Here is a 23,671-nt window from a genome sequence, read left to right as displayed (position 1 = left end):
ACGAGATGGGAGCACAACTCGAGCCAACGACGATCACCGTCGACGACCTCTCGCTGTCGTTCGGCGACGTTTCCGTTCTCGAACGCGTCTCGCTTTCGATCGAACCAGGCGAGTTCGTCGGACTCGTCGGGCCGAACGGGGCCGGCAAAACCACGCTGTTGCGCGCGATCAGCGGGTCGCTTGCGCCCGATTCCGGGACGGTAACGGTCGACGGCGTCGATATTCACGGCGTCTCCTCGCGAACATCGAGCCGGCTCGTGGCGGTCGTTCCCCAAGACACGTCGCTCTCGTTTTCGTTTCCCGTCCGCGACGTCGTCGAGATGGGCCGACACCCCCACCGGTCTCGGTTCTCCTCGCCGGGACCCGAGGACCGCGCCGCGGTCGAGCGCGCCCTCGATCGAACCCGAACGACCGACCTGGCGGACCGACCGATCGACGAAGTCAGCGGCGGGCAGCGCCAGCGGGTCGTGCTGGCGCGTGCGATCGCCCAAGCGACGCCTGTCATGCTGCTCGACGAGCCGACGGCGAGTCTCGACGTCAACCATCAGGTCGAGACGCTCGAACTGGTCCGTGACCTGGTCGCCGACGGCCGGACCGCGATCGCGGCGATCCACGACCTCGACCTCGCGGCGCGGTACTGCGATCGCCTGGTCCTGCTCGCGGACGGCGCGGTCTCACGGGACGGGCCGCCGTCGGACGTGCTGACGGGCGACGCGCTCGCCGAGTCGTTCGACGCGACCGCGGTGGTGACGCCGAACCCGATCACGGGGACGGAGACGGTGACCGCGCTGGCGGACACCGGTGGTGATTCCGAAGCCGGCCCCCGGCCGGATCGCGTCCACGTCGCGGGACTCGGAACCGCCGCGGCCGGCGCGGTCGCCCGACTCGCGGCCACCGGACTCGAGGTGACGCTCGGCCCGGTCCCCCGCGGGGACGCGGCCGCCGAGACGGCCCGCTCGCTCGGTGTCGACGCGCTCGAGGTCGCGCCGTTCGAACCGCTCTCGGCAGCGGTTTGGAACGAGGCCGCGCGCCTGGTCCGCGCGGCCGACGCGACGGTGCTCGCGGAGCACCCGCTCGGCGGCGGTGCCGGTGGCGACGGCGGCGAGCGCGCGATTCACGCCGCGCTGGCCGAGTCGGAACCGCTGGTCGTCGTCGAGACGCAGTCGCCCGACGGGTCGGCCGTCTCGGAGATGGGCGATCGAGCGCGCCACGAGGAATATCGGGGCCAGGCCATCGAGTCGACGCCCGCCGAGATCCTCGAAGCGGTCGCAGCCGCGTACGCGGCCGCGGATCGATCCCGGTCTCGCTCGCAGTCGTCCGCGTCGACCGACTCGATCGACGGCTGAGAGGCTGCGGGCGAAGCGATCCGGCCAAACGCCGGCAACGCGGCGCGGGACCGTCGCCGCGCGATCGCACGCCGTTCCGTCGTTTCGACGGGCGATAATCCGCTGTTACGTCGATCCGGCGAGCGTTCTATCTGCGACTAGATGCGACCCGCGGTTCGTTTCCGGAGGCAAACGCCGATCTGTCCCGGGAAACGGGAGTGCGGCTTTTTCTCTCCCGTAGCCGTCTCGCAGCGAGTATGACAGGTTCTGATAGAACGCGGCGGACGGCGCTCAAACTCATCGGGGCGACGGCCGCGATCGCCGGCTTGCCGGCACCGATAGCGGCCCAAGACGAGGACGAAACGAACGAGACCGACGACGAGACGGACGAGGCCGTGAACGACGACGAAGAAACTGACCAGCAGCCGATCATCCTTGCCGGTCGAAGCGAGTACTGGTACGGCATCGCGCCGGAGGAGATCGAAGGCGAAGAAAACCCCGATCTGAACCTCGAGGAGGGCGGGGAGTACGACCTCGTCTGGATCAACGTCGACGGCGCGGAACACGAACTGATCGTCGAGTCCGAAGAAGGGGAGGAACTCGAGGCGTCCGACTCGTCGGAGACGGCGGGCGAAGCCGTGTCGATGACGATCGAGGCCGACGAGGACGCTGCCGAGTACTACTGCGAATACCACCCCGAGGAGATGCGCGGTGCCGTCGAACTCGACGGCGGGTTCGACCTCTCCGCGAGCGAGCACGAGGAGCACCACGAAGGAATGGAACCCGACGACGAGACCGATAACGAATCGAGCGATACCGAAATCGAGTACTGATCCCGGCGCTCCGGACTGGACGGTTTTTTACCCTTCCGCCCCAGAGTGGCCGCTAATGACCGAGTACGACTACGAGGACCTCGGACTCGTCGCCGGGCTGGAGATCCACCAGCAACTCGACACGGCGACGAAGCTGTTCTGCCAGTGTCCGACCGAGCTCCGCGACCCCGAGGAGGCGACGCGATCGTTCACGCGCTACCTCCATCCCACCCGGAGCGAACTGGGCGAACTCGACCAGGCCGCCCTCGAAGAGAGCAAGGTCGAACGCGAGTTCGAGTACCTCGCGTACGACTCGACCTGCCTCGTCGAGGAGGACGACGAGCCGCCCCACGAACTGGACGAGGAGGCACTCGAGACGGTCCTCGAGATCGCCCAGCTCATGGACATGTCCCCCGTCGACCAGGCCCACGTCATGCGCAAGATCGTCGTCGACGGCTCGAACACCTCCGGCTTCCAGCGCTCGACGCTGATCGCGACCGACGGCGAGATCGAGACCAGCGAGGGCGCGGTCGGCATCGAGGACCTCATGCTCGAGGAGGAAAGCGCCCAGCGCGTCGAAGAGACCGACGCGGGCGTCCGCTACAGCCTCGATCGGCTCGGCATTCCGCTGGTCGAGATCGGCACCAGACCGGACATCTCCACGCCCGATCAGGCGCTCGAGGCCGCCGAGCGGATCGGCATGCTGCTGCGCTCGACCGGCAAGGTCAAGCGCGGTCTGGGGACGATCCGCCAGGACGTCAACGTCTCCATCGAGGAGGGCGCCCGCGTCGAGATCAAGGGCGTCCAGAGTCTCGACGACATCGACGACATCGTCCGTAACGAGGTTGCCCGCCAGGTCGAACTCGTCGAGATCGCCGACGAACTGACCGGGCGCGAGGCGTCAGTCGGCGACGTGCAGGACGTAACCGAGGTCTTCGAGGACACCGACAGCGGGGTCATCGCCGGGGCCGTCAACTCCGGCGGCGCCGTGACGGCCGTGCCCCTCTTCGGCTTCGATGGCCTGGTCGGTCGCGAGATCGCGCCCGACCGCCGCCTGGGGACCGAATTCTCCGATCACGCGAAGCGCCACGGTGCGGGCGGCATCTTCCACACCGACGAACTGCCGGCCTACGGCGTCACCGAGGACGAAGTCGACGCGCTGCGCGAGGCCGTCGGCGCCGGTCCCGAGGACGCCGTCGCGATCGTCGCGGCCGATACCGATGTCGCCGAGGCTGCGATCGACGCCGTGGCGGCCCGCGCCGAGACGGCGATGGCGGGCGTTCCCGAGGAGACCCGCGGCGCGAACGACGACGGCACGACCCGCTACCTGCGGCCCCTGCCCGGGGCGGCGCGGATGTACCCCGAGACGGACGTGCCGCCGGTCGAACCCGACCCGAGCGACGTCCCCGAGCCCGAACTGCTGACCGAGAAGGTCGAGCGCTACCAGGCCGAGTACGATCTCGGCGAGGGCCTGGCGGAGCAGGTCGCCTACGGCGAGTACATGCCGCTGTTCGAGGACGTGGTGGCCGACGGTATCTCCGCGAGCGACGCGAGCGGAGGCTCGTCGGACTCGTCTGACGGCGTCGATCCGACGCTGGCCGCGACGACGCTCGAGTCGACGCTGACCGAACTCCGCCGTGACGACGTGGCGGTCGAGAACCTGACCGAGCGGCATCTGACGGACGTCCTCCGGCTGGTCGAGGACGGCGACCTGCCGAACGAGGGCGTGCCGGACCTCCTGACGGCCCTCGCGGAGGATCCGGATCGGACCGCCGAGGAGGCCGCCGAAGACGCCGGACTCGGGGGCGCCGACGAGGCAGAAGTCCGCGAAGCCGTCGTCGAGGTCGTCGAACGAAACGAAGCTCAGGTCGAAGACGAGGGCATGCAGGCGTTCTCCGGTCTCATGGGCGAGTGCATGGGCGCGCTCCGCGGGAAGGCCGACGGGGACCTGGTGAGCCAACTGCTTCGCGAAGAGATTCAGAAGCGAGCCTGAACCGGCTCGAGATGGGCTGAGCAAACGCGATCGGCGGAATCGATCCCTCTTTTCGATTCTCTTTCGACTTTCGTCTTCTCTCCGCTCATCACCGCCGTTTTACTCGTCGACCAACTCTTCTAACAGCGTCTCGAGGCTGTAGCTCTGGAGCGCGTCCCGTTCCTCGATCGCCGAGATAACGAACGTCGAGTCGGTCCGGTCGACGCCCTCGATCTGCTCGAACTCGGCGATCAGGCGCTCGACCATCCCGCTGTCGCTCAACCGCGCGATGACGATGAAATCGGTCTCGCCCATCGTGAAGTAGACGTTCGTGACGCCCTCGACGGTCAGGAGACGATCGGCGAACTCCTCGTAGGAACCCTGATAGTCGGCGTGAACCTGGATCAGGACGGTCACCCCGAGACCGAGTTCCTCGAGGTCGATCTCGTAGCGGTCGTTCTCGATGATCCCCTCCTCCCGGAGGTTGTTGAGCCGGTAATGGATCGTCGAGACCGGGATGCCGGTCGCGTCGTGGAGCCGTTCGGGGCTCCCCGTCTCGAGTTCGGCGATCGCCTTTAGCAGGCGCACGTCGCGGTCGTCGATGTCCATGGACGGACGTTGGGAGGCCGATAAGATGTGTCTTCCGACCGATGTACTTGGAGATTCATCCAACTCGACTTGCGTATCTGGCGGGTGATTCGGAATGCATTCATATGTATGATTTTTGGTCCAGCAGAACCGAGTTGCTTGTAGAAGCATCTAAATACGGGGACGATTTCCGAATCGAATATGACTCTACTCGATTCAGTGCCGGACGGGTACCGCGAAGCGGTGCTCTTTTCGATGCTAGCACTCTGTTGGGGGACCTCGTTCGTCGCGATCGAGGTCGGACTCGAACACGTACCGCCGCTGCTGTTCGCCGGCCTCCGCTACGCGGTCGCGGGCGCGATCGTCTTCGGCTACGCGGCCGTCGCGACCGATCGTACGCGGCCGCGCGACCGGTCGGAGTGGCTGGCGGTCACCGTCGCCGGCGTCTTCGTCATCGCGCTCTACCACGGACTGCTGTACCTCGGCGAGCTGTACGTCCCGGGCGCAGTCGCGGCGACGCTCGTCAGTACCGCCCCGATCCTCACGGTGGCGTTCGCCGGCGTCGTCCTCCCGGATGAGCGACTCGCGCCCGCCGGCGTCGCCGGCTTCGTGCTCGGCCTGGTCGGCGTGATCGCCGTCGTCCAGCCCTCCCCCGACGCGCTCGGCGGCGACGTCACCGTCGGAGCCGTGCTCGTATTCGCCTCGGCCATCATGTTCGCGCTCGGCAGCGTGCTCACGCGGCCGATCGACTCTGACCTCCCCCTCGAGACGCTCCAGGCCTGGGCGATGCTCGTCGGCGGCGCGGTGTTGCTCGGCTGGGCGTTCCTGCGGGGCGAATCGGTCGCGGCGATCGACCTGACCGGGACGGCCCTGCTCTCCTACGGCTACCTGACGATCGTCTCCGGCGTGTTCGCGTTCCTGCTCTACTTCGAACTGCTCGAACACAGCGGGGCGACGCAGGTGAACCTCGTCAGCTACGCCGAACCGGTGGTCGCGATGGGCGTGAGTTGGATCGCGCTGGGCTACGTCGTCGACTCGCTCACGCTCGTCGGCCTGGTGACGATCCTCGCGGGCTTCGTCATCATCAAGCGCCAGGCGCTGCGGGCGCTGCTTCGTTCGGCCTTCGGGACGGGATCGAGCGCGACGTCGTAAGCGAAGCGAGCGGTTCCACCCGAGTGGGCTCGACGACCGATGGTGGCTCGTTCCCGCTGATTTGTCGCCTCGCTTAGAACAGTTCGAACCGCCGATAACGGGTCGAATCAACGAGAGGGGCGGTTTCTTCACACGGATGCATTTCCGTACCGGGCTGGTTCCGGGCGTCCGTAATAACGTCTCTTCTGGTGGTTCTGTGAACTATCGGTTGCAGTAGACACTCACGTCGACCCGATAGAGTCGCATATCTGCGCCGTCGAAAACCTTTATCAGTTCACACGTTGGTCTGTTATGTGATCAATGACTGAGATGAGCGACGCGGACCCGGCGGAGCTGACCGCGGTGTGTCACGTGCGCGCGCCGTTGCTGCTCGAACCGATCGACGAGCAGATCGAGACGCTCCGCGCTTGCGAGTCCGAAGGGGCAATCGACGACCTGCTGCTCCGGAGTTGGCCCAAGGAGGTCGCGCTGTCCGACGACAGCCCCCATCAGGAAGTCCTCGAGAACTACGAGCGGTTCACGCGGTGGGCCGGCGAGCGCGGCGTCAGCGTCAGCCCGCCGTTCCGGGAGCGCTCGACGACTTCGCAGGTGACCGGCGAGACCCGGGCGCGGCTCGTGACGCCGCTGCTATGTCTCGAACTTTACGCGGACGACGACCTGATCGGCGTCTTCCCTCACACCGACGACGCAACCGAGGAGACGTACACGACCGACGAAGCCATCGCCACGCTCCGAACCGGTGACGTGCCGACGCCGCTCGGATCCGCCGCCGATGCCGACGCGGCGGCCGAATCGGCCGCGACGAACACCTGCCCCGACTGCGGCGGCGCCTTGATCGACGGCCAGGGGCTGTTCGCCTGCGGCGATTGCGGCTGGGTCGGAACCGTCAATTCGACCGGGCAGTACGAGTCCCGTGCGGAGCCCGCACGCGAGCGAGACGCGTCGCCGGTAACCCAGTAGCAGTAGACCCAGTAGCAGTAGACTCAGTAGCAGTAGAGCGGTCGAACGAGAAGCGGTACAGCTATTCGCGCGCGAACTCGCCGCCGTACTCGGCCTCGACGGTCACCGTCGCTTCGCTGTGATCTGCGGAGCTAATCGCCACTGTCTCCGCGTCCGCTTCCGTCCCGAGCGCCGACTCGAGGCGGTCCTCGTCGACCTGGTCTTCGCTGCCGTAGGCAACAGTTGCACGAGCGGTTGCGCCCGCGTCACCCGAAACGGCGAGCTGCTGGTGAGCGCCGTAGGCCCCGTCGAAAGCGTCGAATTCGAACGCCAGTCCCTTATCGTCGCTCGCCTGGTCGTCGGCGAGCGTGTCGGCGTCGAACTCGTCGTCGTCGGTGTACAGACAGCAGGTGATGCCGGTGGCGTCGCCGGCGCGGAGCAGCCGTTCGAAGTCGGCGTCCGCCTGGTGTTTCGGTTCGCGTTCGCCGGCCGCGGTCGCGACGGTTCGCTCGACGGCGGCGATCGGGTCGAACTCGGAATCGCTCCCGTTGGGGTAGGAGTAGGCGTAGACATCGTCGGAGACGCCGACGACTTCGTCGCTGTTGTCGTCGGTGTAGACCGCGTACGCATCCGCCTCGGTTTCGACGCTGTAGCTAGATTCCTCGAGATCGGCCGCGAGTTCGTCGCGGTCGTAGGTCCCGACGAGCGCGTAGACGCCCTCGGCGTAGACGAACTGTTCCTCGCCGTCGGCGGTCTCGTTGTGTTCCATATAGGCGTCGAACCCGGCCGAGGTCCCGAGCAGGCGGAGGCCGAACGAGCACAGCAGCGCGACGACGACCGGGTTGCCGACGAGCGGATCCGTCGGTTCCCGGCCCGTTTCGGCCCCTTCGTCCTCGAGCAACGTCCCCATCGTTTCGACGTCGATCGCACCGTAGAAGAACGACGAGTTCTCGGTCGTCGGGAGGATCGAGGCGTATGACGGGAGTTCGCCCTCGATTGGATCGTCGGCTTCGTCCTCGTCTTCGGCATCGGATTCGGGATCGGTCTCGTCGGACGTCTCCGAACAACCGGCGAGGGATGCCATCCCGGCACCCAGCAGACTCAGCGCCGTCCGTCGGCGAAGTGCAGTCATCTCGTGTTGCTGGTGACTACGCCCATATTACTGTGATGGCCGTTCGGCCGGGTTCCCGACCGTGACCGGCCGCTCTCATTCGGTCGGACGATCGCGAGCGCTCGAGTGCGATCGCGAGACGATCACTCCTCGATCGATCGGTTCTCGGCCGATCGGTTCTCGGCCGGCCGCTCGGTCGCGCGCCGGAGGAGCCCCAACAGCGTGTTCGCCTCGCGTTCGGTCACGTCCGCCCGGCCGAACACCCGTCGCAGCATCCGCATCGTCTTGTCCCGTTTCTCCTCGGGGTGGTTGATCTCGCCGAGCAAGTCTCCCCACTGGTCGTAGAGCCGGTCGACCGTCGCCTCGGGCGCGCGGACTCGCTCGACGTCGGGCAACTGCGTCTCCTCGAGCGTGAGCGTCCGGAGTTCGTAGAGCGTGACCGTGGCCGCCTGGCCGAGGTTGAGCACGGGGTACTCGGCGCTCGCGGGAATCGAGCAAATCTCGTCGATTCGGGCGAGTTCCTCGTTCGTGAGGCCGACGCGCTCGCGGCCGAACACGAGCGCGGTCGGAGCCTCGACGGTCGGCAGCCGCTCGGCCAGGTCGGCGGGCGTCGAGTAGGGAAATCGGATGTGGCTGCGGTCGTCCTCGTTGGTCACGGCCGTACAGCCGATCGTGTGGTAGTTTTCGACCAGGTGATCGAAGCTGACCTCCTCGGCGTTGGGGAGAATGTCCTCGCGGGCGTGGCCCGCGAAGCCGTAGGCCTCGCCGTCGGGATCGAGTTCGGGCGGATCGACGAGCAGGAGGTCCTCGAACCCGAAGTTCTTCATCGCGCGGGCGATGGTGCCGACGTTGCCAGGCGACTGGGCGTCGACGACGGCGACGGCTGGCGGCGTTCGATCTGTCGGTCGGTCGGTGGTGGGAGTATCGTCGCTCATTGGTGAGAGGAGGGACTAGGTGTGAGAGGAGGGACGGCAGTGGAGGTGATCGTGAGACGGCGCTCGGAGACGGTGTTCGCCTTCGACTCGGGCCCGTTGCCGACGGGAGTCGCGGCGGTCTGCCGGACGGTCTCGATCCGGCGGGACGCCGGGAAGATACCGGTCGCGTTTGCGGTCATAGCCGAAGTACTGAGCGGGATCGCAAAAAGGAGCGTGTTCCGGGACTTCGTTCTGCGGTCGTCTTCTCTCCGAAACGTCTCTTTCCTCCCTTTCCTTCCCTATCTTCCTGATAGATACCTAGTTCTAGGACTCTAGATCACTAGATAGAACGTCACTAGATAGATCGCTAGAACCACCACGATAACAGATGAACGTGCGACAACGAGTGGATGTAATGTCCAACGAGTGGACGTGGTGTCGGGGAGACGATAGTGTGGGAGGTAGACGGGAAGTAGTGTGTGGGTAGATGGGAGGAAAAGGAAGGAATCGGCGGAAACGGTCGATCGAACGCGGCAGGTCGTGTCGGTTGCCAGTGAGAGAGGGACACACCCCCCTCGCGTTTGTAAGCAGAAGTACGTGGGGGGACTCTGTTTTGGAACACACTACCCTCGCGGATGAAAAACTGGTCGGATTCGGGGGTCTATTTCCACGTATTCGCGGATACTTCTCGATCACCCCCGCCCTATTGTCGTTACAAGCGCGACGGGGGTGTGTCCCCGGTAGGTGATCAGTGTGGGTCGCGGAATCTCGCGTACAGTCACGATCGCGTCGGTTTCTGCCGACCTTATAGGGGTTCTGTTTCCGGTCAGAACACGGGGTCGCGATGCCGAAACCGAGCGCACCGTTCCGATTACCGGTGTGAGCGTCGGAGTCTTACATCCGCGACGGGGGTGTCCGTCCCGAATTCGTCGTCGTCCGCCGCCGTCCGCCATCGCCCGCCGCCGAACCGTCGATTCGACGGGAGTCGCCTGGCGTGTCTCGTCGCGCTGCCGGTCGCGGTTAGAAGCGCGAGGGAGGCGGTTCCCGGTTCTATTAGCCATGCGGCCGTTTCTCCCGGTGCTCGTATCTTAGACGGGACATTTACATCCGCGATCGATCTCCATACCTTTATTTCAGTCCAGTTGGTAGGGACCGGGTACCGCAATGTCCGCCAACGACGATCGAGACCCGCTCTTTCGGTACGACGATCCGGTCTTCGCCGACGAGCGTCTGCTCGAGATCACGCACCTGCCCGGTCCGGATCGGATCGTCGGCCGCGACGAGCAGATGCAACGGGTTGCGGACGCCCTGAATCCGGCCATCTTCGGGAGCGAGCCCAACCACCTGTTCATCTTCGGGAAGACCGGAACCGGCAAATCGCTCATCTCGCGGTCGGTGACCCAGCGCGTGATCACCGAAGCCCGGCACGACGACGTCACCGTGAAGTACGCCTTTATCGACTGCGGCGAACAGAACACGGAGGCGTCGATCGTCAAGACGATCGCCCAGATCGTCAACGATCCCGACGAAAGCGGGATCACCGTTCCCGACCGCGGTCTGGGGACCGGCGACTACTACAAGCGCCTCTGGCAGGCCGTCGACCACTGCACCGACGTCACCATCGTCATCTTAGACGAGATCGACATGCTCGAGGACGACGAGGTCCTCCGAAAGCTCTCGCGGGCCGGCGAGAACCGTCGAATATCAGACTCGAGCATCGGCATCATCGGCATCTCGAACAAGATCGACTTCCCGGATCATCTCTCCGAGCGGGTCAAGTCCAGCCTCTCGCGTGACGAACTCGTCTTCTCGCCGTACGACGCCAACCAGCTCGTCGAAATTTTAGAGAAACGTCGCGACGCCTTCCACGACGGGGTGCTCTCCGACGACGTCATCCCGCTGACTGCCGCACTCGCCGCCCAAGAACACGGCGACGCGCGCAAGGCGATCGACATCCTCCGGAACGCGGGCCGGATCGCGAAGAAGCGAAACGACACGCGGGTCACGGCGGACCACGTCCGCGACGCCAAGGAGAAGACCGAGGCCGACCGGTTCAACGAACTGATCGAGGGCTCGCCCCAGCAGGCCAAGGCCATCCTCTACTCGCTGACGCTGCTGACCGAGAACAGCTCGGAGAAGGAGTTCCCGACGAAGATTATCTACAACCAGTACAAGGAGGTCGCCCGCCAGCTCGACTTCGACGTGCTCTCCGAACGCCGCGTCCAGGAGATCCTCCAGGAACAGAACTTCCTCAACGTCATCCAGTCCGAGCGCGAAGGGCGGGGCCGCGGCCGCGGCGCCCACGCGAAACACCGCCTGCTCGAGAACCCCTCGATCGTCAAGAAGGTGCTCCTGCGAGATTCGCGCCTGGCCGTACTCGAGGACGACGAATAATCGCCGACCCGGCGGCTCGCCGGAACCGCGGTACCTTTTTGCCTCGCTTCCTCACTCCGGGTATGAACAGCGTCGACGCCGCCGGCCTGGGGATCGGAGACGACTACCCGCCCCGGATCATGGGCGTGTTGAACGTCAGCGAGGAGTCGCCCTACGATCCGAGCGTCTACGACGATCCCGGTGAGGCGGCCCGCTACGTCGACGAGGAACTGATCGGCGAAGGGGCAGACATCGTCGACGTCGGTCTCGAGTCCGCGAACAAGCGCTTCGACGTACTCTCGGCCGAGGAGGAACTCGACCGACTCCACGTCGCCCTCGAAACGATCGAGAGCGTCTCCGGCGACGCGATCTTCTCTATCGAGACCCGCTACGCCGAGGTCGCCGACGCGGCCCTCTCGCAGGGGTTCGACATGGTCAACGACATCTGCGGCTTCGCCGACCCAGAGATGCCGACCGTCTGTGAGGACCACGACGCCGCGGTCGCGAAGATGGCGAGCCCGCCGGACTTAGAACGGCCAGGCGCCGTCGAGGAGACCGACTGGGCCTCTCGAAAGTCTCCGGAGTGGGCGGCTCAGGCGGACTACGTCGATCAGGTCTACGAGGCGCTGAAGCAGAACGGCCTCACTGACAAGACGATTATCGATCCCGCCTTCGGCGGCTGGAGCGAGGCTCAGACGCTCGCGGACGACCGCGAGACCTTCCGCCGGCTGCGGGAGTTCCGCGCGCTCGGCCAGCCGATGCTGGTCTCGATCAACCGGAAGAACTTCCTCGGCGAGATCGCCGACCGCGAGACCGACGAGCGGCTCCCGGTCAGCCTGGCGGCCACGTCGATGGCCGTCGAGCGCGGGGCGCACGTGATCCGGACCCACGACGTGGCCGAGACGCGGGACGCGACGCTAATCGGCGAGGCGTTCACCGAGCGCGCGAGCGCCGCCGCGGACGGGCTGACGGTCTCACAACTGGACGTGCACTCGACTCGCGAGTTCCGAGCGCAGCTTCGGGAACGCGGCGTCGATCCCGCCTTCGCCGACGACTGGCAGGCTCAACTCGTCGAGATCGAGGGGCTCGAGGCGGACGCGCGGGAGCGACTGACCGCGATCGCCGCCGAGAACGGCGCGGTCGTCCAATGCGCGTCCGACGTGCAACCCTTACTCATGGGGTCGACGACGGCCGTTTCCGGAGTGACAGAACGTCTGAACGACGAAGACGGTGCCCTCGGCGAATTAGGCGAGAAGTTGTCAGAGGTACTGCGTTAAGAGAAAGCTTATACCGGATGCTTCGAAATGAGGGAGTGGACGCCGGGCGGCCTCCCGGGTAGGGGTACTTTGGAGGCGACCCCCGGCCCACAACACGGAATTATTGCGGTGCTACGTCGACCAGTGGCGACTGGGTCCGACTCCCGAACACACAAACCCCTCTAGCGACGAGTACGCCCATGGAGTTCGAGGAGTGGGAACCGGTCTACGAAGCGATTCTACGCGATTTCGGCTACGACCGCGCCGGCGACGAGCGGGGTCGCGACCTCCTGGCGTCGCTCGTCGACGATCCGCTCGATCCCGACGCGCTCTCGTTCGTTCGCGACGCGACCGTCGCCGTGGCCGGCGCCGGTCCGTCCGTGGAGACCGACCAGGCCATCAAACGCGCTCGCGAGGCCGACGTCGTCGTGGCTGCGTCGACGGCCGCCGATACCCTCGCAGCCCGCGGCGTCGAGGTAGACTGCATGGTGACGGACCTGGACAAGAATCCGGAGACGGTCGTGGCCCTCACGGAGCGGGGCGTGCCGGTCGCGGTCCACGGTCACGGCGACAACCGCGACGCGATCCGCGAGGTCGTCCCCGACTGCAACGACGCGTTCGTCTTGCCGACGACTCAGGCTGAACCCGCGGGTCCGGTTCGGAACTTCGGCGGCTTCACCGACGGCGATCGGGCGGCGTTTCTCGCCGATCACTTCGGCGCCGCTCGCCTGGCGTTCGTCGGCTGGGACGTCGACGATCCGAGCGTCGACCCCGCGAAGGCCCGCAAGCTCGAGTGGGCCGAACGGCTCCTCGCCTGGCTCGAGTCGCGCCGCGGCGAGCGGTTCGCGGTGCTGGACGGGCGTCGCGATGCGATCGAGACGGCCGGGGTGCCGATCGGCTCACGGTGACCCGAGATCCGTTCCCGCCCGCGCCGCGATCACTGAATTCGGTATTCGACGATATCGCTGCAGCCACAGGCCGGACAGTCCGCGGGCGTCGACTCGAGCGTCGTCCCGCACCGGCGACACTCTTCGATGATCGTCCGATCGTCCGATCGTCGTAGGACGGCCGCGAGCGCTTTCCGCACTGTCGACCCCGTCGTGGTACTCGAGGTACCGTTCGATCTCTCCTGTCCCCGCATAGCCGTTCAGTTGCGGATATCACAATTCGTTATTCTCCTGTTATCGAGAATATCTAGAGTAGCTAGCTATTCGGTTGGGAGTCCATACTGTGGTAATCGGCCCCTATAACCGTGACGCCGTCTGTGCTTCCGCAACCGTCTCGGACGGATTCGCACCGAACCGGTTCGGCAGCTCTCCGTTCGTCCCTTCGTCCACGATACCCAGGCGAACGTCTTCTCCGGCGCTGGTCCGTTCTCTCCCGTCTTCCGACCGAGTCGTAAAAGGTAGCGTTCAGTGTGCCGAATCGTTAAAACAGCGCGTCGAGCTCACCGCCGGTGTCCATCAGCGACGAGAAATCCTCTTCGGCGGTCGCGCGGACCTCTTCCGTCGTCTCCTGGGCCTCGATCGCGACCTGCTGGAGCTGGTCGATCCGGGGGACGTCGGTGACGCCCGACAACAGGACGATCGCGCCGACCTCGTCCCGGTGGGGGATCGGGTAGTCGCCGCCACGGATCTCCATGCTGCCGGTCTCGTCTTCCAGCCACTGGCGGCCGCGCTCGACGCCCTTCCGGTTGAGGTGGGACGGTGGGCCGGTCGCGACGACCAGGCCGCGGTCGGCGCTGGCGACGTCACAGGGGAGGGTGAGCCGCCCGAGGGCGGCTTTGCGCACGAGGCTGGTCATCCGATTAGTCGCCGCGCCCTCGTCGAAGTCGTCGCCGCCGGTGAGCGAGGAAAGCAGCCCCGAATTCGTCTCGACGGTCTCGCTCGCGTAGCCGATCGTCGAGATGCCGTTCGAGAGGGTGTTGATGATCTCCGAGGAGTCGACGACGCTCTCGGCGACGTGGTCGCCCTCCTCGACCTCGCCGGCGGCGAAGAGGAGGCCGAACCGCTCGACGATCTCGCGGTTGATGCGGTCGTAGCCGCCTTCGACGGACTCGCCGGCGCTGCGCCAGACGTCGTTGTCGAAGACCAGCAGGTTGTCGACCTCGTCGACGAACGTCTGGAACGAGCGCGCGGCGTTGAGCGTGTAGATGCCGCCCTCGTCCATCCCGGGGAGGATCCCGAGCCCGTAGACGGGCTGGGTGTAGATCCGCTTGAGGTGTTTTGCGAGCACGGGCGCGCCGCCCGAGCCGGTGCCGCCGCCCATCCCGGCGACGACGAGGAACGCGTCGATCTCGTGGACCGGAATCGAGTCGATCGCGCCCTGGATCTCGTCGATGTCCTCCTCGGCGACCGCCGCGCCGAGTTCGTTGTCGGCGCCGACGCCGTGGCCTTTCACGCGCGCCTGGCCGATGAGGACACGATTCTCTCGGGGGACGTGCTCGAGTCCTTTCAGGTCCGTCGTCGCGGAGTTGACCGCGACCGCCGATTCGATGAAGCCGCCGTCGATTCGATCGTCGAACGCCAGGAACTCGTCGACGACCTTCCCGCCTGCCTGTCCGAAGCCGATGAGTGCGAGTTTCATAGCTGTCTCAATCTCCGTCTGTCGTGGCCGTTCCCCGGCGCGACCGCAACCGATCAGCGGTGACCGGGCGAACCGGCCGGAACTGGAACGGGTGCCACGACGAGACCGTCGACGGACCGTTCTATTGTTATTGCTTACATACCACTGCAGAAAAGAGTTTAATCAACTGACTACTTTCGTCTAATACTGAATTTCATCAATAGCGGGGTAACCTGCGTGCGGTCTCCTCTCACTTCGACCGCACCCGTTTGCGAGTCGCTGACGTCGATATCGGCGTTCTCGGACCCCGGTGTCCAAGTCGACCGGGATCTGTCGCTGCCCTCCCGAGACCTCCGCGCGAGCGACGACGCGAACTCGTCCGCGTCGCGGTGCGAACGCTGAGATCCATCGTCGGCCGGCGTCGACATCGAGCCGACACGGCTGGAATCCGATATCGTTCGGCCCGCTTAGTTGCCGTCACAGCGGGTATGGCGGCGGTTTATCGGAGAGGTATATTTGCCAATACCCTTATCCGTCGGAATACCTAACGGAGCAGTATGTCCACGCCGGACAACACGTCGTCGCCCGATGGCGAGGTACCGCCGAGCCAGGCCATCATCCAGGCGATCGCGGCCCACGAGGGCGTCGACGTCACCGAGGTCGAGCCCCCGGCCTACGACCCGCTGTTTACGGTCGTCGATCCGGAGGCGCTCGACGAACTGTTCCAGACGACCGACGCCGGCACTGATACGTCCGGCGATGTCGTGGTATTCCTCGAGTACGAGGGCTACGAGATCGTCGTCCGCAACGGCCGGGACGTCGAGATCCGCGACGGATCTGGAGCCGCCGACGACTCGGTTCGGGGCCACGAACGGGGCCGAGGGCCGATCGGGGAGTGACGGCCCGCGCCGATCACTCGGCCCAGTAGGCCTCGCCTGGCTGGGTTTCGAAGATCGCCCGATCGAGGAGATCGATCGCTTTTTCGAGCCCCTCGCGCCCGCTGGTCAGCGAGTCCTCGTGTTCGATCGAGAGGGCGCCGTCGTAGCCGACCAGCCGGAGCGTCGAGACGATATCCTTCCAGTGAGACTCGTCGTGGCCGTAGCCGACAGAGCGGAAGAGCCATGAGCGATTGATCTCGTCGTCGTAGGCCGTCGTGTCGAGGACGCCCTTCTCGCGGGCCTGTTCCTCGTAGATCCGCGTGTCCTTCGCGTGGAAATGGTGGATGGCCTCTCGCTCGCCCAGGTAGCGGATCGCGTCGGTGACCGAGATCCCCTGCCAGTAGAGGTGTGACGGATCGAAGTTCGCGCCGATCCGGTCGCCGGTCTCCTCGCGCAGCCGCGCCATCCCGTGGGGCTCGTAGACCAGCATGTTCGGGTGCATCTCGATCGCGATATCCACTCCGTGCTCGTCGGCCAGGCCGTCGATCTCAGCCCAGTACTCGACGGCGAGATCCCACTGGTAGTCGAGGGCCTCGGCGTGCTCCGGCGGCCAGGGGGCCGTGATCCAGTTCGGGACCTCGCCGCTCGGACTTCCCGCCGGGAGCCCGGAGAAACAGGTGACCGCGTCGACGTCGAGTTGGCCGGCGAGTCGGATCGCCTCGCGGAGCTCGGTGTCCGCTTGGTCCGCCCGGTCGTCGTCGGGGTGGAGCGGATTGTTGTGGATCGCGAGCGCGCTGATCCGCATCTCGTACTCGTCGAGCAGGTCGCGCAACTCGGCCTGCTCGGTCTCGTCGTCGAGGTACTCGGCCCGCGCGACGTGATCCTGGCCCGGATGGCCGCCGACCCCCGGCTCGATCGCACCGACGCCTAACTCGTGGAGATAGGGGAGCGCGCTCTCGAGCGGTTCGTCGGCCAGCGGTGGAGTGTGGACGCCGATTTCCATAGGAGCGACGACCACAGCCGGTGCAATAAAATGAGGGGCGGCACGCACCGAGGGAAAGGCGAGCCGCCGCCGTAACGTCGAGCCCGAGAATCGCGGGACGGTGGGCTCAGCCCTTGATCGTCAGAATACCGTCGTTGACGGTGACGTCGCTCGCGTCGCTCGGAACGTCGAACTCGAACTGGTTCCCGTCGACGGTGACGATCGCCGTGTCACCGACGACGTCGACCGACGGTTTCGCACCCGTCGGGCCGAAGTCCACGGCGATGACGCTCTCGCCCTCGTACTCGCGGTTCGTGATCGTGACGTCGTTCTGGTCGTCGGCCGCGGCTTCCAGTTCGGGTGGCGTTTCCATGTGCATCCGTTGGCGACTCCCCGCCGTAAACGTCGTGCACGAAATCGCCTACTATCCGCCTCATCGCTCGACTGCACCGCGTTACTCGTCGAATTCGCCGCCGCCGATCGAGATCGTGTGACCCTCGTCGCTCGAGCGGTAGATGCCGTCGATGACCCGCTGAACTTCGAGCGCCTCCGTGACGCTGTTTCCGCGCTCGCGCTTGCCCTCGCCGACGACCCGGTCGAAAAACACCTTTTGTTCGTCCGAGTGGGTATCGTTCTGGCGCGTCTCGACGGACGTGTCCTCCAGGTGGTCTGGACCGATCTTGCTCGCCGAGTGGAAGGTGAGGTCCCCTTCGAGGAGGTCAAACCGGGCCGCCGACTCGGTCCCGCGGACGACGAACTCGTGGGTCGCCGGCCGATTCGTCGCCCAGGCGACCTCGAGCGAGACCGTGTGATCTCCCGTACAGCGGATGAAGGCGCTGGCGGAGTCGTCGACGTTGAACCCCTCGGGGCCCGCGTCGTCGGCCCACATGTCGAGGTAAGCGTACTCCTCGCGGGAGCCGAACTCGCCGCGGGCGACCCCGTTGACTTCGGTGACGTCGGGGTAGCCGAGCAGATACAGCGCGAGATCGATGGCGTGCACTCCGAGGTCGATGAGCGCACCCCCGCCCGCGATCTGTCGGCGGGTGAACCACGAACCCCGTCCCGGAATGCCGCGCCGTCGGACGTAGTTAGCCTCGACGTGAGTCACGTCGCCGAGATCCCCCCGTTCGATCCGATTTTTCACGATCCGGACCGTGTTCGCGAACCGATTGTTGAACCCCACCATGGCGTACCCGTCTGACTCCGCCGCCGCCTCGGCGATCCGCCTGGCGCTCTCGATCGAGTGTCCCAGCGGCTTTTCGAGTAAGACGTGGAGATCTCGCTCGAAGGCGTCGATCGCGTATTCCTCGTGGTACTTGTTCGGCGTCGTGATGATGACGGCGTCGACGGTGTCGAACAACTCGTGGTGGTCGTCGTAGACGTCGACGTCGTACCGTCGAGCGAACCGCGTTCGGGCCTCGGCGGCGACGTCCATGCCCCCGGCGAGGGTCACGCCGAGGTCGACGAGCCGCTCGGCGTGGTACTGGCCGATGTTGCCGAGGCCGACGATCCCTGCTTCGATGTCAGATCGATTTGTCATTGCCCTTAGTTCTGGAACTGCCAGCGTCCGTCTCGTTTCAGACCGATACACCCATAGCCGCTATATTGAATTGTTCGGTTGGAGCGACTTCTGTCCGTCGCTAAACGACAGCCGATGAAGTTCGAAAACGACGGCACAAGAGCGCTCGAACATCGCACGGGGTCAGTCAGCTGTCCGCTTCCGTCGGCGTCGTTCCGGGCTCTCGCTCCGAGCGGTCGGCCAGGCCGTGGACCAACGCATCGCCGGAGGCCGTATCGAAGAGGTGGATCTTCGACCGGTCTAGGACGACGTTGACGGACTGGTCGGCCTCGATGTCTGTGTCTGGAGTGACGCTCATCAGCAACTGATTGGGCGACGTCGCGGGATCCTCCTCCATCGACCCCACCGCGGCCTCGGAGAGTAACAGGTAGACGAAGACTTCGTCGCCCATCGGCTCGATCACGTCGGTCTGCGCGTCGATCGGATCCGTCGGGGAGGAAAGCGAGTCCGCGTACTGCACCAGATGGACGTCCTCCGGACGGACTCCGAGCGTGACGGCGTCGCCGACCGACACGTCGGGAACGTGCGTCGGGTCGAATTCGACGGTGAAGTTGTTCGTCTCGAGGCCGTTCTCGACGAGTTCGCCCTCGACGAAGTTCATCGACGGCGAGCCGATGAAGCCCGCGACGAACAGGTTCGCGGGTTCGTTGTAACAGACCAGCGGCGGCGCAAGCTGCTGGAGTCGCCCCTTGTTCAGGACGGCGATCCGGTTGGACATCGTCATCGCCTCCGCCTGGTCGTGGGTGACGTAGATGATCGTCGTGTCCAGTTCCTTGTGCAGGCGCTGGAGTTCGGTGCGCATGTGGACGCGCAGCTTCGCGTCTAAGTTGGCCAGCGGTTCGTCCATCAGGAAGACGTCGGGGTTGCGGACGATCGCGCGCGCGATCGCGACCCGCTGGCGCTGGCCGCCGGACATCTCGTCGGGCATGCGATCGAGCATCCCCTCGAGTTGGACGATGTCGGCGGCCTGCTCGACGCGGCGTTGGATCTCCTCGTCGTCGTACTTCCGGAGCCGCAGCCCGAAGGAGATGTTCTCGAAGACGTTCATGTGGGGGAACAAGGCGATGTTCTGGAAGACCATCGCGACGCCCCGGTCCTTTGGTGCAAGGTTCGTGACGTCATCGTTGCCGATGTACACCTGACCCTCGGTCGGCTGCGTGAGGCCGGCGACCGTCTCCATCGTCGTCGACTTGCCACAGCCCGAGGGGCCGACGAAGGTGACGAATTCCCCGTCTTCGATCTCCATGCTCACGTCGTCGACCGCGGTGACGTCGTCGTACCGTTTCGTGATGTTCTCGAGTTTGACTCGTGCCATTGTGTTACTCCTTGAGTGCGCCTGCGGTCAGTCCGCTCACGATCTTTTCCTGCGCGATCACCACGAGGATCGCCACGGGGATCACCCCGAGGATGCTCGCGGCGGCCATGAGGTGGTACAGCACCTCGTACTGGCCCTGGTAGGCGAGGATCCCTTCGAGGATCGGCGCCCAGTTCTGCGGCTGCCCGTCGGTCATCAGGAACGAGAAGAAGAACTCGTTGTAGACGGCGATGAACGTCAACACGCCGGCGGTCGCGACGCCGGGCGCCGACAGCGGGATGATGACCCGGAACAGTGCGCCGAGCCTGGTCGTCCCCTCGACGCGGGCCGCGTCCTCGAGCCCGTCCGGAATCTGGGCGTAAAACGTCGTGAGGATGAAGATCGCCAGCGGCATGAAGATCGCCGACAGCGGCGTCACCATCGCGAACGGCGTGTTGTACAGCGTGCCGTCGCCGGTGATCGGCTCGAGGATCGCGAACGAGGTGTTGAAGAGGTCGTTCAGCGGGATGAAAAAGGACGCCGGCGGGAAGAACGAAATGACCAACACGAGCAGCATCAGCGGCGTGCGGCCGGGGAACTCGAGGCGGCCGAAGGCGTAGCCCGCCAGGCTACCCACGACGAGGACGACGACGGTCGACCCCAGCGCGATCACGAAGCTGTTGAACATGTACCAGTGGAACGGGATGACCTCGAAGACCTCGACGAACGCGCCGGGATTGAACCCGTTCGGCGTGAAGACGATGTCCTGAAGTTGGCCTTCCGGCGTCAGCGCGACCATGAGCAGCCAGTAGAACGGGAACAGCGTCGTGAACAGGAAGAAGATCGCGGCGACGTAGAACATCGCTCGGTAGACCCGTTCGGGGTGGGAGATGGAGTTGGCTACCCACTGCTGGAACGGACCTCGGTCGAGTTCGGCCTCGCGATCGTCCGTGAGGGCGCCGCCCCCGTCCGGCCGGAGCCTGCGGCCGCCGGTTCCGGTCGGTGCGGTCCGTCGGCTCCGCACGTCTGCGCGGTCGCCCCGGCTCTCGGGCGTCGATTCGGTTTCGCTCTCGGTGCGGTCGCGGTCGAATTCGTCAGTCATCAGGTGACACCTCCTTCGGTATCGCGGAAGAGCAGGATGTACATCGCGATGATCACGCCGATTACCAGCGCCGTCGCGAAGGCGACGGCTGCCGCCGTCGCGTAGATCCGCGTGCCGCCGAACATCGCCTCGACGACCAGGCAGGTCAGCGACGGCACGGTCGTACAGCCGGCGGTCGACTCGATCAGTCCGAAGACGCGCATCGCGTCCATCGTCCGGAACAGCATCGCGACCAACAGCGCCGGCATCACCAGCGGCAGCGTGATCAGCTTGAACCGCTGCCAGGGCGACGCCCCGGCCACGCGCGCGACGTCGTAGAGGCTCCGGTCGACGCTCTGGAGTCCCGCCAGGATCAGCAGGGCCATGAACGCCGACGACTTCCAGATGTCTGCCACGAGGATGATGATGAACGCATCCCGGCTGTTGGCCAGCGGCGCGGCGCTGAAGACGCCGAGCGCTTGCATGATATCGGTCCCGAAGCCGACCTCCGGCTGGAAGATCAGGAAGAAGATCATCCCCTGGATGACGATCGGCACCGCCCACGGGAGGATGATCGCCACGCGGACCCACCGCCGGCCCCGGAAGTCCTGATCGAGCACGTACGCCTGGCCGAAGCCGATCACCGTCTCGACGACGACGCTGATGACCGCGAACGCCACGGTGACGAACAGCGCCTGCTGGAAGAACGGGACGCCGAGGTCGACGAACGGGAACGACGACGTCAGCGAGACGTCGAGGAACTGCCTGGCCAGGCGCGCGTTCCCGGTGAAGATGTCGACGTAGTTCTCGATGCCGACGAAGCCGCCGAGCGGGTCCATGCCCCGCGTCTCGTCGGCGCGCAGCGACATGACGAACGTCCGGAGCAGCGGGTAGAACGCGATCAGGGCCAGCAAGGCGAACGCCGGTAACAGGAGCAGGTAGGCGTAGGCCGCCTCGCTCAGGTTCTCCATCCAGTTGACGAGGACGTTGCCGGTCCGTTCGTGCTCCCGGTCCCGTCCGGTTTCATCGGTCACGGCGCCGCCGTCGGTCGCGGTCGGGGGCGGGGTCTCGGGTTCGGTCTCGGCGTCGGGATCAGTTGCCATTTTCGGCCACCTCCGCTTCGCTCCGCTGGAGCCGCTCTTCGAGGTCGCTCATCGCGGTCTCGGGCGCTTTTTCCCCGCGGTAGGCCGCGTTGACCTCCTGGTAGATCAGCGCCGATTGTTCGGGCCAGAGGTCGGTTACCGGTCGCGGAATCGCGTTCTCACCGGCCGCCTGGAGCTGTTCGGTGTACCGCGCGGAGGGGCCGATCTCGTCGGGATCAGCCTCTTCGATCAGGTCGATGTTCGGCGGCAGGAACCCGCCCAACTCGAAGACCGTGAGCTGGACGTCCTCGGCGGTGAACGCCTCGAGGACCTGCAGGGCCTCCTCGCGGCGCTCCGTGTGCGGGCTCACGGTGAGGTTCCACCCGCCCAGAGCCGCGGCGGTGCCGCCGACGCCCTCGAACTCCGTCTCCTCCTGCGAGACGGCGTACGGACGGGTCATCACGCCGAGGTCCTCGCCGAACGCGTCCTCGCCCCCGGTCTCGGCGATCGCGAACGGCCAGTTGCGGTTGGCGATCGCGTTGCCGTCCGCGAAGGGGTTGAGCGACTCCTGTTCGGTCCACTGGACGATCGCCGAGGGGCAGATCTCGGAGTACCCGTCGAGCCCGTTCGGATCGTCGCTGTCGATGAACGCGCGCATCATCCGGATCGCGTCGACCGTGTGTCCGTCGTCGACCGTGATCGGGCGGTCGCCGGCCGTAAACAGGTTCTCGGTGCCGCCGAAGTACGCGCCGCCCCACGAGGTCATCACCTCGTTGAACGTACAACAGGACAGGCCCTCGTAGGCGGCCCCCTGCGTGGTGAAGCCGTAGCTGATGTCCTCGTTGGCGTCCAGCGCGTCGCCGACGGCGTTCGAGAACTCCTCCCAGGAGGGCGGATCGGTGCCCCAGCCGTTCGTCTCGTAGCCCGCGTCTTCGATCAGGTCCTGTCGATACAGCATCAGTCCGAAGTCCGGAAACAGCGGCACGCCGTGGACGTCGCCGGTCTCCGGGTGGCGGGCCGTCTCCACGATCGCGTCGAGGTAGTCGTTCTCGACGGTGTTGAGGGCCTCGTCCCCGAGGTGTTCGCTCAGGTTGAGCGTCTGCTCTCGGAGGATAAAGGGGATCGTCCACCCGCTGTCCATCATGTGGATGTCGGGCGGTGCGCGACCCGCCTGAAGGGCCGATTGAGCGCCCTGCATCCGCTGTGCGGAATCGCTGACGACGGTCTGGATCTCCACGCGGATGTCCTCGTCGAGGCCGGCGTCCCACAGGGCCTGTTGGATCGAGGGCCCGTCGCCGTCGCTGTGCATGATCCCCTCGACGTCCGTGGCGGCTGTCATCACCACGGTGCCTGGTTGGCGACCCCGACCGAGGCAGCCGGTGACGGCGACCGCCCCCGCCGCGGTCGAGACCGATGCGGTCTTCAGGAACGATCGACGTCCCAGGCGAGACCGATCGCACCGACCGACGGTATCGCGTCCCATGACCAGTGATCGGTCCACGTTATGGGACTTAGTTGTTGGCAATAAATGGAGTAATAAAGCGCGACTGTCAGGATCTCGTGTCTGTTACGTCAGCTTTGCCATCGCCGATCCGTCGGCCTCCGATTCGGATTCGGTCCCGTCGATCCCGCCGCCGCCGCTCAATCCCCCATTGCCGACCGCGGGTCGGCAGCTGCCGGCAAATCACCGATGGCCCGCTGCCGAGATACGCTATAGGGCCGTTCGCGGCGCACGCTCCGTCAGTACGACCTCCCACGGTCGGATCGA

At 65.7% G+C, this 23,671-nt stretch carries 20 protein-coding genes and 1 pseudogene; 10 read left to right on the top strand and 11 right to left on the bottom strand.

Going from position 1 to position 23,671, the window contains the following annotated elements; translation table 11 throughout:
• Positions 1–65 precede the first annotated feature (65 nt).
• The 3 genes and pseudogenes from BMY29_RS19790 to gatE all read left to right on the top strand — a co-directional run.
• Positions 66–1,346: pseudogene (locus BMY29_RS19790) on the top strand (ATP-binding cassette domain-containing protein); the annotation flags it as partial.
• A 236-nt stretch (positions 1,347–1,582) separates the two neighbouring features.
• The gene (locus BMY29_RS19785; protein ID WP_049990575.1) at positions 1,583–2,158 is read left to right on the top strand and encodes a cupredoxin domain-containing protein; all 576 of its coding nucleotides are present in this window, start codon (positions 1,583–1,585) and stop codon (positions 2,156–2,158) included.
• Positions 2,159–2,213: 55 nt separating this feature from the next.
• Positions 2,214–4,130: a Glu-tRNA(Gln) amidotransferase subunit GatE gene (gatE, locus tag BMY29_RS19780; protein WP_049990576.1), complete on the top strand. Its 1,917-nt coding sequence runs from the start codon at positions 2,214–2,216 to the stop codon at positions 4,128–4,130.
• A gap of 99 nt (positions 4,131–4,229) precedes the next feature.
• Here the strand turns inward: gatE and BMY29_RS19775 are convergent, their stop codons facing one another.
• Complete coding sequence (locus BMY29_RS19775; RefSeq protein ID WP_049990592.1) at positions 4,230–4,712, bottom strand: Lrp/AsnC family transcriptional regulator; 483 nt, start codon at positions 4,710–4,712, stop codon at positions 4,230–4,232.
• Positions 4,713–4,898: 186 nt separating this feature from the next.
• Here BMY29_RS19775 and BMY29_RS19770 point away from each other — a divergent pair, with 186 nt between their 5' ends.
• Positions 4,899–5,849: a DMT family transporter gene (locus tag BMY29_RS19770; RefSeq protein WP_049990577.1), complete on the top strand. Its 951-nt coding sequence runs from the start codon at positions 4,899–4,901 to the stop codon at positions 5,847–5,849.
• 300 nt (positions 5,850–6,149) lie between these two features.
• A complete protein-coding gene (locus BMY29_RS19765; RefSeq protein ID WP_173424912.1) occupies positions 6,150–6,809 on the top strand; it encodes an HTH domain-containing protein in 660 nt (219 codons plus the stop codon).
• A 61-nt stretch (positions 6,810–6,870) separates the two neighbouring features.
• Here the strand turns inward: BMY29_RS19765 and BMY29_RS19760 are convergent, their stop codons facing one another.
• The gene (locus BMY29_RS19760; protein WP_049990578.1) at positions 6,871–7,920 is read right to left on the bottom strand and encodes a hypothetical protein; all 1,050 of its coding nucleotides are present in this window, start codon (positions 7,918–7,920) and stop codon (positions 6,871–6,873) included.
• A gap of 122 nt (positions 7,921–8,042) precedes the next feature.
• Entirely contained in the window at positions 8,043–8,834 is a 792-nt protein-coding gene (locus tag BMY29_RS19755) for an RNA methyltransferase (protein WP_049990579.1), read from the bottom strand.
• A 39-nt stretch (positions 8,835–8,873) separates the two neighbouring features.
• Between BMY29_RS19755 and BMY29_RS19750 the strand changes: the two genes are divergently transcribed.
• From BMY29_RS19750 to BMY29_RS19735, 4 genes are all read left to right on the top strand, one after another.
• Complete coding sequence (locus tag BMY29_RS19750; RefSeq protein WP_049990580.1) at positions 8,874–9,149, top strand: hypothetical protein; 276 nt, start codon at positions 8,874–8,876, stop codon at positions 9,147–9,149.
• Between the two features lie 828 nt (positions 9,150–9,977).
• Entirely contained in the window at positions 9,978–11,207 is a 1,230-nt protein-coding gene (locus BMY29_RS19745) for a Cdc6/Cdc18 family protein (protein WP_049990581.1), read from the top strand.
• Positions 11,208–11,269: 62 nt separating this feature from the next.
• Complete coding sequence (gene folP / locus BMY29_RS19740) at positions 11,270–12,463, top strand: dihydropteroate synthase (RefSeq protein WP_049990582.1); 1,194 nt, start codon at positions 11,270–11,272, stop codon at positions 12,461–12,463.
• Positions 12,464–12,642: 179 nt separating this feature from the next.
• Positions 12,643–13,350 carry a 6-hydroxymethylpterin diphosphokinase MptE-like protein gene (locus BMY29_RS19735; RefSeq protein WP_049990583.1) on the top strand — a complete coding sequence of 236 codons (708 nt, stop codon included), beginning with the start codon at positions 12,643–12,645 and terminating at the stop codon, positions 13,348–13,350.
• Between the two features lie 520 nt (positions 13,351–13,870).
• On the opposite strand, the gene BMY29_RS19725 is transcribed toward BMY29_RS19735, so the two are convergent.
• Positions 13,871–15,028, bottom strand: a complete 1,158-nt coding sequence (locus BMY29_RS19725) for a tubulin/FtsZ family protein (RefSeq protein ID WP_074854878.1) — start codon at positions 15,026–15,028, stop codon at positions 13,871–13,873.
• Positions 15,029–15,564: 536 nt separating this feature from the next.
• On the opposite strand from BMY29_RS19725, the gene BMY29_RS19715 reads away from it, so the two are divergent.
• Entirely contained in the window at positions 15,565–15,906 is a 342-nt protein-coding gene (locus tag BMY29_RS19715) for a HalOD1 output domain-containing protein (protein ID WP_049992321.1), read from the top strand.
• A 13-nt stretch (positions 15,907–15,919) separates the two neighbouring features.
• On the opposite strand, the gene BMY29_RS19710 is transcribed toward BMY29_RS19715, so the two are convergent.
• The 7 genes from BMY29_RS19710 to BMY29_RS19680 form a co-directional block, all read right to left on the bottom strand.
• Positions 15,920–16,888 carry a sugar phosphate isomerase/epimerase family protein gene (locus tag BMY29_RS19710; RefSeq protein WP_074854876.1) on the bottom strand — a complete coding sequence of 323 codons (969 nt, stop codon included), beginning with the start codon at positions 16,886–16,888 and terminating at the stop codon, positions 15,920–15,922.
• 106 nt (positions 16,889–16,994) lie between these two features.
• The gene (locus BMY29_RS19705; RefSeq protein WP_049992153.1) at positions 16,995–17,240 is read right to left on the bottom strand and encodes a DUF7127 family protein; all 246 of its coding nucleotides are present in this window, start codon (positions 17,238–17,240) and stop codon (positions 16,995–16,997) included.
• Positions 17,241–17,321: 81 nt separating this feature from the next.
• A complete protein-coding gene (locus tag BMY29_RS19700) occupies positions 17,322–18,407 on the bottom strand; it encodes a Gfo/Idh/MocA family protein (protein WP_049992152.1) in 1,086 nt (361 codons plus the stop codon).
• A gap of 166 nt (positions 18,408–18,573) precedes the next feature.
• On the bottom strand, positions 18,574–19,761 hold the full coding sequence (locus tag BMY29_RS19695; protein WP_049992151.1) for an ABC transporter ATP-binding protein: 1,188 nt from the start codon (positions 19,759–19,761) through the stop codon (positions 18,574–18,576).
• 4 nt (positions 19,762–19,765) lie between these two features.
• Positions 19,766–20,842, bottom strand: a complete 1,077-nt coding sequence (locus tag BMY29_RS19690) for a carbohydrate ABC transporter permease (RefSeq protein WP_143067752.1) — start codon at positions 20,840–20,842, stop codon at positions 19,766–19,768.
• Positions 20,842–21,924 (bottom strand): carbohydrate ABC transporter permease, encoded by a 1,083-nt coding sequence (locus BMY29_RS19685; protein ID WP_074854874.1) that lies wholly within the window; start codon positions 21,922–21,924, stop codon positions 20,842–20,844. The genes BMY29_RS19690 and BMY29_RS19685 overlap by 1 nt, the downstream gene beginning before the upstream one ends.
• Complete coding sequence (locus BMY29_RS19680; protein WP_049992150.1) at positions 21,914–23,386, bottom strand: extracellular solute-binding protein; 1,473 nt, start codon at positions 23,384–23,386, stop codon at positions 21,914–21,916. The genes BMY29_RS19685 and BMY29_RS19680 overlap by 11 nt, the downstream gene beginning before the upstream one ends.
• Positions 23,387–23,671: the final 285 nt, after the last annotated feature.

Source organism: Natrinema salifodinae (assembly GCF_900110455.1).
GTDB classification, from domain to species: Archaea; Halobacteriota; Halobacteria; order Halobacteriales; family Natrialbaceae; genus Natrinema; species Natrinema salifodinae.
Note: the sequence above shows the minus strand (reverse complement) of the source record. Positions and strands in the feature narration are given on the sequence as shown.

What these genes read in the sequence shown, in the direction of transcription:
- BMY29_RS19785 (WP_049990575.1), top strand. Translation starts at nt 1,583, where the DNA reads ATGACAGGTTCTGATAGAACGCGGCGGACGGCGCTCAAACTCATCGGG.
- gatE (WP_049990576.1), top strand. Translation starts at nt 2,214, where the DNA reads ATGACCGAGTACGACTACGAGGACCTCGGACTCGTCGCCGGGCTGGAG.
- BMY29_RS19770 (WP_049990577.1), top strand. Translation starts at nt 4,899, where the DNA reads ATGACTCTACTCGATTCAGTGCCGGACGGGTACCGCGAAGCGGTGCTC.
- BMY29_RS19765 (WP_173424912.1), top strand. Translation starts at nt 6,150, where the DNA reads ATGACTGAGATGAGCGACGCGGACCCGGCGGAGCTGACCGCGGTGTGT.
- BMY29_RS19760 (WP_049990578.1), bottom strand. Translation starts at nt 7,920, where the DNA reads ATGACTGCACTTCGCCGACGGACGGCGCTGAGTCTGCTGGGTGCCGGG.
- BMY29_RS19755 (WP_049990579.1), bottom strand. Translation starts at nt 8,834, where the DNA reads ATGAGCGACGATACTCCCACCACCGACCGACCGACAGATCGAACGCCG.
- BMY29_RS19745 (WP_049990581.1), top strand. Translation starts at nt 9,978, where the DNA reads ATGTCCGCCAACGACGATCGAGACCCGCTCTTTCGGTACGACGATCCG.
- folP (WP_049990582.1), top strand. Translation starts at nt 11,270, where the DNA reads ATGAACAGCGTCGACGCCGCCGGCCTGGGGATCGGAGACGACTACCCG.
- BMY29_RS19735 (WP_049990583.1), top strand. Translation starts at nt 12,643, where the DNA reads ATGGAGTTCGAGGAGTGGGAACCGGTCTACGAAGCGATTCTACGCGAT.
- BMY29_RS19725 (WP_074854878.1), bottom strand. Translation starts at nt 15,028, where the DNA reads ATGAAACTCGCACTCATCGGCTTCGGACAGGCAGGCGGGAAGGTCGTC.
- BMY29_RS19715 (WP_049992321.1), top strand. Translation starts at nt 15,565, where the DNA reads ATGTCCACGCCGGACAACACGTCGTCGCCCGATGGCGAGGTACCGCCG.
- BMY29_RS19710 (WP_074854876.1), bottom strand. Translation starts at nt 16,888, where the DNA reads ATGGAAATCGGCGTCCACACTCCACCGCTGGCCGACGAACCGCTCGAG.
- BMY29_RS19705 (WP_049992153.1), bottom strand. Translation starts at nt 17,240, where the DNA reads ATGGAAACGCCACCCGAACTGGAAGCCGCGGCCGACGACCAGAACGAC.
- BMY29_RS19700 (WP_049992152.1), bottom strand. Translation starts at nt 18,407, where the DNA reads ATGACAAATCGATCTGACATCGAAGCAGGGATCGTCGGCCTCGGCAAC.
- BMY29_RS19695 (WP_049992151.1), bottom strand. Translation starts at nt 19,761, where the DNA reads ATGGCACGAGTCAAACTCGAGAACATCACGAAACGGTACGACGACGTC.
- BMY29_RS19690 (WP_143067752.1), bottom strand. Translation starts at nt 20,842, where the DNA reads ATGACTGACGAATTCGACCGCGACCGCACCGAGAGCGAAACCGAATCG.
- BMY29_RS19685 (WP_074854874.1), bottom strand. Translation starts at nt 21,924, where the DNA reads ATGGCAACTGATCCCGACGCCGAGACCGAACCCGAGACCCCGCCCCCG.
- BMY29_RS19680 (WP_049992150.1), bottom strand. Translation starts at nt 23,386, where the DNA reads ATGGGACGCGATACCGTCGGTCGGTGCGATCGGTCTCGCCTGGGACGT.